This is a genomic window from Chryseobacterium barbadense (assembly GCF_042849955.1).
GTDB lineage: Bacteria > Bacteroidota > Bacteroidia > Flavobacteriales > Weeksellaceae > Chryseobacterium.
Genome location: NZ_BAAFHL010000001.1, coordinates 274,095 through 288,290 on the forward strand (window position 1 = coordinate 274,095; position 14,196 = coordinate 288,290).

The 14,196-nt window shown below is 37.9% G+C and carries 5 protein-coding genes; all 5 read left to right on the forward strand.

Annotated features, from left to right (window positions below; genetic code table 11):
* The 5 genes from ACGHIN_RS01390 to ACGHIN_RS01410 all read left to right on the forward strand — a co-directional run bounded on the left by ACGHIN_RS01390 (position 1) and on the right by ACGHIN_RS01410 (position 14,192).
* Complete coding sequence (locus ACGHIN_RS01390; RefSeq protein WP_390450224.1) at positions 1 to 10,305, forward strand: SpvB/TcaC N-terminal domain-containing protein; 10,305 nt, start codon at positions 1 to 3, stop codon at positions 10,303 to 10,305.
* Position 10,306: 1 nt separating this feature from the next.
* The gene (locus ACGHIN_RS01395; RefSeq protein ID WP_390450225.1) at positions 10,307 to 10,735 is read left to right on the forward strand and encodes a hypothetical protein; all 429 of its coding nucleotides are present in this window, start codon (positions 10,307 to 10,309) and stop codon (positions 10,733 to 10,735) included.
* A gap of 266 nt (positions 10,736 to 11,001) precedes the next feature.
* Positions 11,002 to 12,279 (forward strand): Y-family DNA polymerase, encoded by a 1,278-nt coding sequence (locus ACGHIN_RS01400; RefSeq protein ID WP_390450226.1) that lies wholly within the window; start codon positions 11,002 to 11,004, stop codon positions 12,277 to 12,279.
* 232 nt (positions 12,280 to 12,511) lie between these two features.
* Positions 12,512 to 13,372 (forward strand): complement C1q domain-containing protein, encoded by an 861-nt coding sequence (locus ACGHIN_RS01405; RefSeq protein ID WP_390450227.1) that lies wholly within the window; start codon positions 12,512 to 12,514, stop codon positions 13,370 to 13,372.
* 10 nt (positions 13,373 to 13,382) lie between these two features.
* Positions 13,383 to 14,192: a hypothetical protein gene (locus tag ACGHIN_RS01410; RefSeq protein WP_390450228.1), complete on the forward strand. Its 810-nt coding sequence runs from the start codon at positions 13,383 to 13,385 to the stop codon at positions 14,190 to 14,192.
* Positions 14,193 to 14,196 lie beyond the last annotated feature (4 nt).

Genomic DNA, 14,196 nt, shown 5'->3' on the forward strand with positions numbered 1-14,196 from the left:
ATGAGAATAAATATTAAACAATCTTTTACAAAAAGATCAGTACTATTCGTATGTTTTTTTGCAAGTATGTTCTTATTTGCAAGTTTTACGAAAGAAGACCGCCAGAAAGTCCGGGCTTTCAAGCTTCGAATGATGGATAAATACGGGTATCATTCAAAAACGGAGGATACAGATTCAACAGATAATAAAGAAAAACAGAGCCCGGATCATGCTGTCTCGAACGTTGTCAAAAGCGAGAGTGAAGATAATAGCGGAATAGGAGATGTTTTAATGCCTGTTGCCTTGAAGAATAAGGATTCGGAAAATATCTTTAATTCTGAGGAAAAGCAGGGGATGATTGGAGAATTTTCTGATGATGAATCAGACAACCCGTCTGATAATTTCTTTACCATAACAATTCCTGAAATAAAAAAGAATATTAAGGCGTATTTGGTGTACGATTTATTTGGATTAGAGACTTATCACTCAGTTTCCCGATCCATCAATAAAAACTTTGCGTTTGGAGGAAATATCATTGTTCCAAGCAGCCAATGGAGCACTCAAAAAGAAGAAATTGCCCCGGGTTCTCTGGAAAAAGGGAAAAACACTATTCTTTTTACGTCTTCTGTTGATGGGGTAAAATATAAGGTAAAAAATGTAAAAATTGTTTTTGAAAACAGCTTTGCGCCTTCATCTGAAATTTCATCTTTATTGTCAGGAAATAATCTGTACATAAAAGGGGTCGAAACAGGATCGGCCCTCCATACGATACGAGTTAAAGACCACTCTGTTTCATCAGTAAAAGGAGAATATGAAAGTTTAATTGAACTTTCGGAAGAAGATAAGGCAAAAGGCTTTGTGAGTATTACGAATTCAACGGGAGTTAGAGACTATAAAATTCCGGAAAGCAAATCATCATTTAAAACACTGAATGAAAAGCAATATACTCCGCTTATCATCAATATATCCAAGGATTCTGAACAAACGAAAGTTTATGAAAACTCAACAATCGCCATTGAGAAGAATTCTGTAGCGGAGGTTGCCCAGATACAGGTTTTAAAATTACGGAAAAAAGATTATCCGGCTGTTTCGAGAGAGATTAAAGCCCTGACGGTAAATTCCAACGCGTATCGTTTAGAAAAACAATCCGGAGAATTAACGAAAAATCTGCTTTTCTCTTTCCCATACGATGAAAAGAAACTTGGCGCAAGGTCTGCAAAAGAAATAAAAGCTTTTTATTTTGATTATGCTTCGAAAAAATGGAGGGTGGACCCGTCCAGTAAAGTAGATACAGAGAAAAAAGTAGTCACTGTAGAGACCAAGGGAGACACCGATTATATCAACGGGGTTATTTCAGTCCCTGAATCTTCACAATTAGAAGCATTTGCTCCAACTAGTATCAGCGGACTTAAAGCGGCTGATCCTACGGCAGGTTTGCAGCTTATGGATATTCCTACGACAACACAAAAAGGGGATGCCAATGCCAATTATCCTATCCGTGTTCCAAAAGGAATCGGTGGGCTTGAACCTTCGTTATCGATAGGGTATAATAGTGCAGGAGGAAATGGCTGGATGGGAGACGGCTGGAATATTAATGGGGTATCTTCCATCACTGTAGATTCCAGATGGGGAGTTCCTGCATTCGATGGAGGCAAAGAAACAGAGCTCTATTCCTTTGATGGAGAAATGCTGGTTTATCCCAACGGATATCTGCCCCACAGACATAATGACGTAAGTGAAACCAATACGGCTATTACCACTGAAAAGCAATTGAGAACGGCATATACCGATCCCGGCAATAGTCAGGTGAAGAAATTCTACTTAAGAAAAAACCATGATTTTTCATTAATTGAAAGAATAGGAAACGGTCCCGGAAGTTATACATGGAAAGTAACGTCTACAGACGGAACCAAAAGATACTACGGCGGTTCTCCGGATTCCGTATTATATGGCCAGGGAGGAATTGCCCATTGGGGGCTCCGCTTGGTAGAAGATGCCCATGGCAATACCATGGAGTTCACTTATTATAATGAGTCAGCTGGCGGAGGGAATTTTTTCCAGATTAAAAAAGTAGCCTATGGGAAAAATAAAGACTATACGGTAAACTTTAATAAAGAAACGAGCATTACCAGAAAAGATATTACCACCAACGCCAAGCAGGGCTTCAAAAGATCAGAACCATTTTTATTAAAAGATATTGAGGTTAAATACAAAACGGAGCTCGTAAGAACGTATAAAATGGATTATATAGAAGGGGAGTTTTTTAAAACCCTTTTAAAAAGAATTTATATCGTTCCGAATAACCCCTGTTCGACTACACTTGCAAGTAAAAATAGTGGGGAAAGCGGTATGGAAAACAAATCAGAAAGGGAGATAGATGACGGATCTGGTGGCGGTGGCGGTACCAATGGAGGTATTGAGCCAACCTGTAATGAAATTTCAGACAGCTATACCTTTGAGTATTATAATGATGTAAAAGACGGTCAGGGTAACGTTAGGTTATTTGGTCCGGATACAGCTGTTAATCTTCAGAATGATAAGGAAGCTTATTCCGGGTTCATCAGAGGTTTCATCAGACCATCTAAAATTAATGGGAACATCAGTTCTGAAAAAGGCTTTAATTTCAGGCCTGCGGCAGGATTAAATTTCTATTATCCATCCAGTGACGCATATGGCCATTTAATGTTTGGGTTTCCGTTCGGATATTCAGACTCCGAAGCCAGAAATGCACAGCAGTTGGTAGATTTTAACGGCGATGGAGTACAGGATATGATCTATAGAGTTCCTGATGAAGGGTTATTTTTAAGACCCGGAAAGCTGGATGGCCAGGGAAATTTAAGCTTTTTGGCATCTCAGCCTATTGGGAACTACACAGGGGGCGACTTTTCGTTTACGGAAACAAAAACAACCAACTCAGGATGGGATATGGGAGCTATTGTATATAGCCATTCCGAAATCAGGTCATCTTCTACAGGAACTACCAAAACCTATCTGATTGATGCCAACTCAGACGGTCTGATGGATATTGTGAACAATGGGGAAGTGTGGTTTAATAGATTTGATACAGCTTCGGGTAAATCTGAAATGACCAAGCATTCTGAATATACAGAAAATATGGTGGTGAAAGCAAAAGCTATCCAAAATCAGCTGAATAATTGTACGGATCCCAAAAACTGTCCGGTGGCTCCTGAGCTTCCGAAAGTACCTATCACTGATGTGGTAAAAGTATGGATAGCTCCAAAAGACGGGTATATCAAATTTAATGATGAAATAACAATATCATCTTATGGAGCCCTTGAGAATCCACCACAAAAAATGTATTATTCTGTGGAAATCCAGGATCCGACACCCAATGGGACGACCAATCTTTATAAAAATGGAAGAATATATTTAAGAGAGCTTCATGCTGGGGATATGGTGCAGCACATCAACATTGAAAGATATAATGATTATTATACCCAAATGCAGGCTGTTCCGCAGTATGCTTCAAATCTTGCCTGGGGAATCAATAATCCGAACAGATTGTATGTAAAAAGTGGTGATAAAGTGTATGTGAGATTACATAAGAATATGGTTAAAAATTATCCTATTTCTACTAATCCAAATATCACCTATGTAGATGCCAATGGATTTGCAATCCAGAATACATTTGAACTTTCACAGAACCAGTTCCAGTTAAATAATGGACCTTATGGCAATAATTTCTTTTTAAATAATCTGACAGCACCTATTTACCTGGATGCGCAGGGAACGGCTACCATTAATGTAGAAAGCATCAATCTTTCCGGGATAAGCGATGATTTTACCTTTAGGATTGTTACTGAAAATGCTGCTACAGGGACTCTTACAGATTTAATTACACCGGAAATATATAATGCCAATACTTTTGCAACTACACCGGCTCATACCTTAACGCTGAATGTTAATCCTTCAGAGCCTGTATACTTAAGGTTTATTGTAGAATCTGATTCACATACCAATTTCCTGCCTTCTAACTGGACGAATAAAATTACGGTAGATTATAATGCTTCAACAAGTTTTAATCCGAATGTGAATGTCAGCTTTTTACCTGTTCCGGAATATCCTTCTTTTGCGGTGATGCAACTAAAAGAAAAATTGGATATTAGGAATGTTTCCATGTTTGGAATGGTAGGAAATCATACTTATGGGATACAGATCAAAAAAAACATCAGTAATTATTCTGCTCTAGGAACAGGAACATTTTATTATATCATAAAAAAAGGCAACCAGGTTCTTGGGAAAAGAAGGGTTATTGTTTCGCATACAAACGGGATACTTGTAGAGGAAGATATGTCCACAGGTCAGAGCATTACGGGTAATTCGCCAATTGATTTCTTTACCGGGGACATGTCCACTATTCTGGGTAATAGTCACTTGGTAACCATTGAGGTATACTGTAAAACAGGGGGAGACTATGCTCTATTCAATGCATATTCACAATATTTTGCCGGGAAACCTTTTGATATTTATTATGATAACGTTAACTGGTATGGTACTGCTTCTGCAACAGCCGTTAACACGGCCATGTTTAATACGAAAACCGCTTTATTTAATAACTGGGGACAATTTTTATATAAACCCGGAACTTACAGCGATTATACTTTTGGAGAACCTATAGATATATCAGCTTTTTCGGCTAATGCCTCCACACAAAATACTTATACAGCCTGTCAGAATATTACGAATGATAACGCAGCCTTAGCGGATTGTATTATCAACATCACAAATGATCCAAACGCAAGTAACAATACCGTTTCTCAGATGGTAGCATCTATGAAACCTAATATAATAAGAGCACGAGGAACGCTTTATAGAAGTTATTATGTAGGTATAGGACCTAATCAATATTCAACAGCGCTGGACTTCAATAATGATGAAACGGTCAGCTATTTTTCAAACCCAATCCCGAACGTACCTGTTGTAACACCTACCACATATACTTCAGGGCAACTTTCTGTAGATACAACCATGAAGTCTATCAACAGAATCCAAAAAAGCAGTTCCAAAAATAAGACGGACGGATTGAGCTTTGGAATGGGAAGTGGAGGAAATTCAGAAACCGTACTTATGGGAATAGGAAGTGTTGAAACGCAGACATTTTCTGATTTGAACGGCGACGGCTATCCTGATATTGTATATCCTCTTTCTGTACAGTTCACCAATTCAACCGGAAGCTTGGAAGATATCAAAGATTTGAATTCCGGTGATTTCCCGACGAATTCAGCAAGTTATCAGAAAATGAATTCTCTGGGATTCTCCTATAACGCATTCTCTGTAACAGGAAGAATTGGTGCACAGGGAGATAATGGTACTTCTACCCAGCCTGATACAGGCTTACCTTGGTCTGGAGGAGCTTCAATAAGTGCAGGAGTGAATGATTATTATAATTCTTACGACTCCGGAAGGACGTTTTGGATGGATGTCAATGGCGACGGTCTTCCAGACAGGCTAAAAAACGGAGGCGGATCAGCAATGGCTGTAGCATTTAATTTAGGAACTACCTTAAGCGGAGACTCAACTTTTGAAAATCTGATTACCTATCGTTCACATCCAAAAGGAAGTGTGAGCCTCGGAATAGGGGGAGGACTTGGATCTTCAGCGAATCTGGGAGCTTTAAGCAGCTTTGGATTCGGAATAAGTGCCAGTATAGGGGCATCCGCCTCTATAGGTACAGCAGATGTAGTGTATGAAGATGTAAATGGAGATGGTTTAATTGATATTCTTGAAATAAACAATTCCAATAATTCCGCTACCGTACGGTATAATTTAGGAAGTAAATTCAATACAGCCGTTCCTTTGGTAAAAAGTGGAGGGGAAATCAATTTTACGGATGAAACAAGGTCATTCAACGGTTCCTTCTCTTTCGGGGGGAATTATATGTTCAACATGGGGCCTATTACCCTTATCCCACCTGTGGTACTATTAATACTATGGATTAAAGCAGGAGCAGGAGCAACGGTTAACCTGGGATTAAACGTATCTGAAACAAGAAAAGCATTTAAGGATATGAATGGTGATGGATTTACGGATGTAGTACAGGACACAAGCAGCGGATTTATTGTGAATTATTCGCTGGTAGGCAGAACCAATAAGCTGAAGTCTATTACCAATAGTTTTACCAAAGGGAAATATATGCTGGATTATCAGTTTGCCCGTGCCAATTACAATAACCCGCATGCCAAGCTAGTGGTGAATAAAATAAGTGTTGTGGAGCCGGATGTATTTTCAGTAAACTATACAACTGAGCAGGGAACCAAGATGGAAACCCGTTATACGTTCCGAAACAGAAAATATGACAGACGAGAAAGAGAGGATTTTGGTTTTGATACGGTCATCAAACAGGAAATGAACAACGGTTCTGTTGAGAGAACAACTACCGATTTATATTTTAACAATAGTTATCTATTAAACGGATTAATTAAACAGAGTACCGTGCAGAATGGCAGCGGAAGCTATATGTCTGATGTAAAATACGGATATAAGCTTAGAAAATTTATCACTAATAACTCACAGCTTGAAATCAATCTAAATTCAGACTTACCGATTGATTATGATAAAGGAGGACGGGAAGGTAGAAAAATGGCAACTGCCATGTTGAATGAAAAAGTGAAAACGGCATTTGAATCCGGCGGAAGCATTAAAACTACCGAACAGTTTTCGTATACGACAAAAGGACTCGTTTCGAAATATCAATATATCAGTCCTTCTACTTCATACAATACAAATATTAAGTATCAGGCGGTTAATAATAACATTATTGGGATCCCTGTACTTGTTGAGGTTTATGAAGGAAATACGCAATCTGTACTATTAAGAAGAAGAACTGCCTCCAATATCAATTGGAATAACGGTGATGTGGGAACTTATGCGGTTTTCGATGGCGCCAACTACATTCCTACCGATATAGAATATAATGCCGCAGGAAATATCAAGAAAATAACCTATCCGCCGAATAACAACAGCGGACAGAGGTACACGCTGGAATATACTTACGATGATGCAGTAACCGGGAAATATATTGTTCAGGTAAAAGATATTTTCAATATTCAGTCAACGGCAATATACAATCCGCTGTTCGATGTGGTAACAAGAAAAGTGGATACGGGTGGAAATGCCATGGTGTTTTATTATGACGGTTTCGGAAGAGTAAAATCTATTATGGGGCCTAATGAAATTGCAAGTGCCTCTACCGTACCGACCGTTAAGTACAAATATTGGCTAGACCATGCCGGAATTCCGAATCCTGATGCGACAATAAAAATATATAGAGCATCCACTTCCAATTTCGATCCTGAATATGCAGCAGCCGGGAATACGATTATGACGGACACCTATTCAGACTTCCTGGGAAGAATAGTGCAGGTGAAGAAAGATATTGAGATGAATGGGTATGAAGGAAGATCAGTATCCGGTAGAACAATATATGATGGCTTAGGAAGGGCAACCCGACAATATCATCCAAAATATGAAGGAATCGGGTATCAGAGTTTGAATTCTTACGCATTGTCTGAACCTTTTACCTCGAATATATATGACAGTAAGGATAGGGTTACCTCTTTTACAGATGAAGATGGTGCAATAAAAAAGACCATCTACACCATTGAAAATGGCTTGTTTAAGACAACAGAGGAGATTTCAACAGAAAAGACAGAGTCGTATGCCAATGCTGAAGGAAAAATAGTGCAGAAAAATGATTATCTGTATTCACAGCCGGTTACTACACTATTTGTCTATAATACCGTTGGGGAACTGATGACAGTAAAAGATCCGGAAGGTATGGAAACACGTTACTTCTATGATCTAGTAGGAAGACGTACACAGCAGGTTCATCCTGATAAGGGAAAAACTACCTATGAATATGATCAGGCAGGGAACCTTGTGAGATTAATGACAGAAAACCTGATCAATGATCCTGCGATCAGTACTCATTTTATAGAATACAAATATGATTATAACAGGCTTTCAGGAATCATATTACCGGATCTGCCTTCCGGGGATCCTAACCCGAACAATGTTATGTATCAGTATGCTCCTTCTACAGCAGGGAACAATGCCGGTAAGCTTCTTGTGAAAGAAGACGGATCAGGAAGCACTAAATATGCCTATGGAAGAATGGGTGAGGTACTTTCTGAATTGAGAGTGGTACGAGGTTACCATATCCCTGAAATGTATTTTAAAACCTATTTCAACTATGATAGCTGGAACCGTATCACCAAAATTAAGTATCCGGATGATGAGCTTGTTTCTTACCATTACGATAAGGGAGGAAATCTTAAATCTGTAAACAATAACCTTGGAGATACCTATATTCAGAATGTCTTTTATGATCAATATGAACAGCGTGTAGGAATTCAATATGGTAATGGAACCTATCAAAATTATGGATATAATGCCCAGAACCGAAGATTGGATTATTATAGTTTATATAATGCCTCTAACAATATAATGCTGAATAATTCATACAAATATGATGAGTTTTCGAATATTACCACGATTAAGAATGAGGCATACCCTCTGGGAAATGGTATGGGAGGAGCGTTTCAGTTTGAGCTCAGTTATGATACCCTGAACCGGTTAATAGGAACTGGGACAAGGCAAACAATCTTGGACGGAGAACAGCAGCCTATTCATATTTCTAATATGGCACAATCAACCTATCAGCTTGAAATGAAATATAATAATGTAGGAGGAATTGTCCGAAAAATGCAGCACCATGAAAGAGACCAGATTGTTGTACCGGAAAATACATACCAAAATGATTACGGCTATATAAGCGGAACACATAAGGTAGATAAAGTAACTGATAGTTTTACCGGAAATACAGAAGCTTTTGAATATGATTATAACGGGAATGCCGTAACACATAATGATAATAACGGAACAAAGAAAATGTTCTGGGATGAACAGGATCGTATGAGAGCATTTTATAATGATAACACGGGAATTTACCAGTATTATACTTATGATGACAAAGGGGAGAGAGTTATTAAGTATGGTCTGGAAGCTCCTACCCAGCTTTACCAGAACGGAGTACCTGTTATAGTTGATGAATTGAAACTGTTTGAGTATAAACTTTATCCGAATCCTTATGTTACGGTAAGTTCCACAGGACAGTACACGAAGCATTATTTTGAGGGCTCCAAAAGGTTTGCCAGCAGACTCTTGGATGGAGCTGTGAGATTTGAAGATCCTTCAGTCCTCTATAGCAGAACAACACCGCAAAAAGCACCTGAAAAGACAGCGGACGTAGAGGCAGACTTTAAAAAATATCTGGAGAAAACAGATCTTGGAAATAATGTATCGGTGGAACTGAGAGAAGTGTACCAAAGCCCAGATTTATATTACCTGCATGGAGATCATTTAGGAACAGCTACATTTGTAACCAATTCCCAGTCTCAGGCTACGCAGTTTTTCCTAAATTTACCATTCGGAGAAACGATGCTGGAACAGATGGATGGGTCTTACAACAATCCGTTTAAATTTAATGCAAAAGAATTGGATGAGGATACCGGATTGTATTATTATGGGGCCAGGTATTATAACCCTAGGTTAAGTATTTGGTATGGAGTCGATCCGTTGGCTATTTATAATCCGGTTATGGAAAATGAGTTTTACGGAGACGGAAAGCATAATGGAGGAGTATATAATTGGGGTAATTTAAATCCTTATATTTATACTTATCAAAATCCTCTTCGTTATATAGATCCTAATGGAAAACAGGTAGATGCAGTATTTAATAAATCAACAGGACTTCTTGCAATTATACCTGATAAAAGTAAAGTCAATTCAAAATTACCTTACAAATTTGTATCGGCTCAAAACTATAGCAAATTAACTCCTGCAGACAAAGCTAAATTTAATTATGGAATACTTGTAAAAGGAGTATTTACAGGAGGGCATTCTGAAAATGGAGTTGTTACGAGAGATCCTGAAAGACCACAACAACAACCAATTCCAAATGGGAATTATGATATCCTGGATAATAATGCGGATACAAATCACACAGGATGGTTCAGGTTAGATAGGAAGGATAGCAATCCATATAATGATAAAGATGATGCAACACAAAGAGACGGATTTAGGCTTCATTTAGGAACTGAAAGTTGGGGGTGCGTTACTTGTGATGTTTCTCAAGGTGATAGAAAACAAGAGTGGGATATTATCAGTAATGCTTTAGAAACTTCAAAAACTACAACAGTTCCTGAAAGAAGAGGAAGGCAAAGGTGGAATCCTTTTTCTACATTGACAAATTATGGGACCCTAAGAGTTATAGGGAAAGATAAAATACCTCAAAAAGTGAAATAATATGATAAAAAAATTAAAAGTATGTTTAATAATCTTATTGTTTGGAATGATCTCCTGCACCAATACATGTGTGACCCATGGTATTGAAGTTAGTGAATTATTAAATTCGGTTTCAGAAGAGAAATCAATAAATTATTGTAGTCTGTTGGACTCTTCTTTAAATAAGGATAGTGAATCAATAAAAAAGATATCATTATTGGATTTTAGTGATGCCGCGGGTTATGATCATGGTGCTGTTTTAGTAGAGTTAATTTTAAATATAGGAGAAGATCATTATTTACAAAGTATCCAAACTATAAACAGCAAGCAAAAAAAAATGATATTATCCTATCTGGAAGTAGGTCTGGAGTATGGAAATAATCCAGCCATAAAAAGTAAAAATGTAAATAATGTTTTCCCAAAAGTATATGAATACTTGACGGAGAATTAATAATGGTAATTTCTATTTCCGATAATAAAAAATGAAAAAGCGTATTGATTTCAATACGCTTTATTTTTTGCATTATATTCCGAAATAAACCAGTCTTGGAATCAGATAACGATCAGCAAAATAGAAAAGTCTGCGACAAAACTTGACGTATTTAAAAAAAATATTTAAAATACTGTTTTTCAGGTTGTTAAATATGTTGTTAAATTTTTCTTTAGCATCATTGTTTCTCATTCAAAAGTTATAATTTTGCTTAAAATATCTTCATCATGTATGCGTTGGTAGACTGCAATAATTTTTTTGTTTCCTGTGAAAGAACGTTGGATTCTTCACTGGAAAACAAGCCTGTTGTGGTCCTTTCCAATAATGATGGCTGTGTGGTTTCCAGAAGCAGGGAAGCTCAGGATCTCGGGATTCCTATGGGGGCTCCGGCATTTAAATACAAAGATCTCTTCAAGGAGCATGATGTGAAAAGCTTCTCCGCTAAATTTGAATATTATAACTATAAAAGTCAACAGGTTATTGATATTGCAGCTTCCTATGTTGATAAGATGGATTATGAGGTCTATAGTATTGATGAGCTGTTTCTGGACCTGACCAGTTTTAAGTACATTGATATTGATGATTATTGCCTTGAGATCCGGAACAAGATCATGGAAGACACAAAAATTCCCGTAAGCATAGGAATTGCCCCTACAAAAACTCTATGTAAGATTGCCAACAGGATTGTAAAGAAATACCCGGGAAAATTTGATGGCGTTTATGTTTTAGATACCCAAGGCAAAATAGAAAAAGCACTGAAATGGCTTCCCATAGAAGATGTCTGGGGAATCGGATGGAAATTGGGAGTGAAAATGCGCGATAATGGAGTGCATAAAGCCTGGGATCTGCTTCAGAAACCTGAAATGTGGGTCCGCAAGATCATGGGAATTCATGGCGTGAGAATGATTAATGAATTGAAAGGCATTCGCCAGTTGGAACTATCAGCGGCTTCTCCTAAGAAATCCATTGCCGTAACACGAAGCTTTATGGAAATGCTTACGACCAAAGAAGACGTGAGGGAACGCGTGGAAACCTTTGGGATGTATTGCTCCGAAAGGCTGAGAAAGCAGAATACCTGCTGTAAAATGATCACGGTTTTTGTACAAACCAATCGTTTCAGAAAAGATCTGCCTGAATATAAAAAAGCAATCACCCAGATTCTTCCTAATCCTACCAATTCTTCCATTCTTATCGGGAGAGTGGTGAATGAACTGTTTGAAGCTATTTATAAAGAAGGATTTCATTATAAAAGAGCAGGCGTGATGGTGAATGATTTTGTTCCGGAGAATGAAAGGTTGATCAGTCTTTTCGAAGAAGATACTCAAAATCAGCATTTGCCTGTCATGAGAGCTATGGATGCGATGAACAAAAAATTCGGAAAAGATAAGGTCCGTTTGGGAAGCATGAGCGGGAAAAATACTTTCGGCCGCGCCCATCTGTCTCCGGAGTATGAAGCATTTTTAAAAAATAATACATTACCTGAAGCCAATTTCAGGTTTCATTGACCCTGACTAAAAATTAATATTTTTTCTAATTAGAGTAAATCTTATTTGAGTAAAAAGGGTACTTTTTTTATCCATTTTTATTAAAATTCCGAATTTTATTAGTGTAAAAACACATGTAAAATGTTGTTTTTCAGCCATTTGTGTTTTAAGATTCTTTTGATGTTTGTAGCCGGATATTTTTTGGTTTTACCTTTGTCACAGAATTTTACGATTTCAAAAAACACAACATTATATGAAAAATTATTTCACTCTGCTAAAGGGTGTACTGATTTCGGGCTGCTTTTTTCTCAATTATGCAAACGCCCAAATAGGAATCAACACTTCCAATCCTCAGGCAACTTTCCATATTGACGGAGCTAAAGATAATCCATCAACCGGAGCTCCAACTTCTGCTCAGATTGCCAATGACGTTGCTTTTACTTCTTCAGGAGAAATGGGTATAGGAACATTGACTCCTGCCACTAAATTGGATGCTCGTTCAGCAAACAATACGGATAACTCTATAGGTATCGGAGAAACCACTCAAACAGCGGCTGTAGCCGGAGCGGGAGCGATGAGGTATAATCCTTTGAGTGGTGGGAAAATGCAATATTCAGATGGGGTTGTTTGGCAGGAGCTCATTTCCACTCCGACAAAGGCGGTGGTGGTTGCCAATATCCAGGCTGCTAATTTTGCCATCAAAATACCCTATCAGGTTTCCACAGGAATTTCTGGATGGAATGAAATTTCTGATCCCACAATCAATTTTAATAATACAACAGGAGTTTTCACAGCCCCGCGAACCGGCGTTTATCTGGTATCATTTACCTATGATTTTGTAAGAATTCCCATTGTTTCAGGCTATTTTTCTGAAGCCAGATATGTGGTGAACGGAAGTACAGTAGTGAGAAAATGTGTAAAATCTTTTTCAAATACCTCTAAACAAGCCCAGGTTGCCGGATCATGTGTTGCGGGTGTTCAACTGAATAAAGGTGATAATTTCCAGCCTCAGATTTATCAATCTGTCTATAATGGAAATCTGAGTTTGAGAACAGATCTTACGCCTGCGAGTAATGATTATGGTTTTGTAAATCTCTCAATAGTAGAACAATAACACAAAGGATATGAACAAAATTTTGATATGTATATTGATCTCTTTTTATGGCTTTATCAATGCGCAGATTGGGATTAACATGACTTCTCCTGAAGGAATATTCCATGTGGATGGACAGAAAAATACTTCCACAGCATCATCTTCTACTTATTATGATGACTTAGTGATCACTTCATCCGGAAAAGTAGGAGTAGGAACAAAAGCCCCGAAAACAAGACTGGATATAAGATCAGATGAACGCTTGAATGCCATTGGGATTGGAGGTACGTCACAAACAGCTTCGGCAGCAAAAGCAGGAGCGTTACGATATAATGCAGGAACTCAGGATCTGAGTTACTCTAACGGAACCACTTGGGTATCTTTAGCTCATAAAGTCCCGAATGATTTTGTTGATGCTGAAAATTCTTCAATGCAGAATTTCAGCAGTGGTGTGCAGACTGCCATTACGAACTGGACGAAAAAAACAGATGTTAATGGCAGTTTTAATTCTTCAACCGGAGTTTTTACCGCGTCAAAAACAGGGATATATATTGTTTCTTTTACTTTTTCCCTTGCTTCAGGAACTATTGGCAACGATTCCCGTTTTGAAAGCCTGATTCAAACCAACTCAACATCTTCTGCCACGAATAAAGTGTTCAAATGTGTGGGAAGTTATCCGGGAAATAATACCATTTCTAACAGAGTTGCCGGAAATTGTTCGGGGATTTTTAACCTGAACCAGGGAGATAATATTACAATAAGTCTTACTCAAAGTTTGGGAAGCGCTAAAACATTAGATAGTGATGGAACCCTTACATCAGTAAGTATTTTTGGATTATAAAACA

Excerpts from the sequence above, each read along its gene's own strand:
- ACGHIN_RS01400 (WP_390450226.1), top strand. The coding sequence starts at position 11,002 with ATGTATGCGTTGGTAGACTGCAATAATTTTTTTGTTTCCTGTGAAAGA.
- ACGHIN_RS01410 (WP_390450228.1), top strand. The coding sequence starts at position 13,383 with ATGAACAAAATTTTGATATGTATATTGATCTCTTTTTATGGCTTTATC.
- ACGHIN_RS01395 (WP_390450225.1), top strand. The coding sequence starts at position 10,307 with ATGATAAAAAAATTAAAAGTATGTTTAATAATCTTATTGTTTGGAATG.
- ACGHIN_RS01405 (WP_390450227.1), top strand. The coding sequence starts at position 12,512 with ATGAAAAATTATTTCACTCTGCTAAAGGGTGTACTGATTTCGGGCTGC.
- ACGHIN_RS01390 (WP_390450224.1), top strand. The coding sequence starts at position 1 with ATGAGAATAAATATTAAACAATCTTTTACAAAAAGATCAGTACTATTC.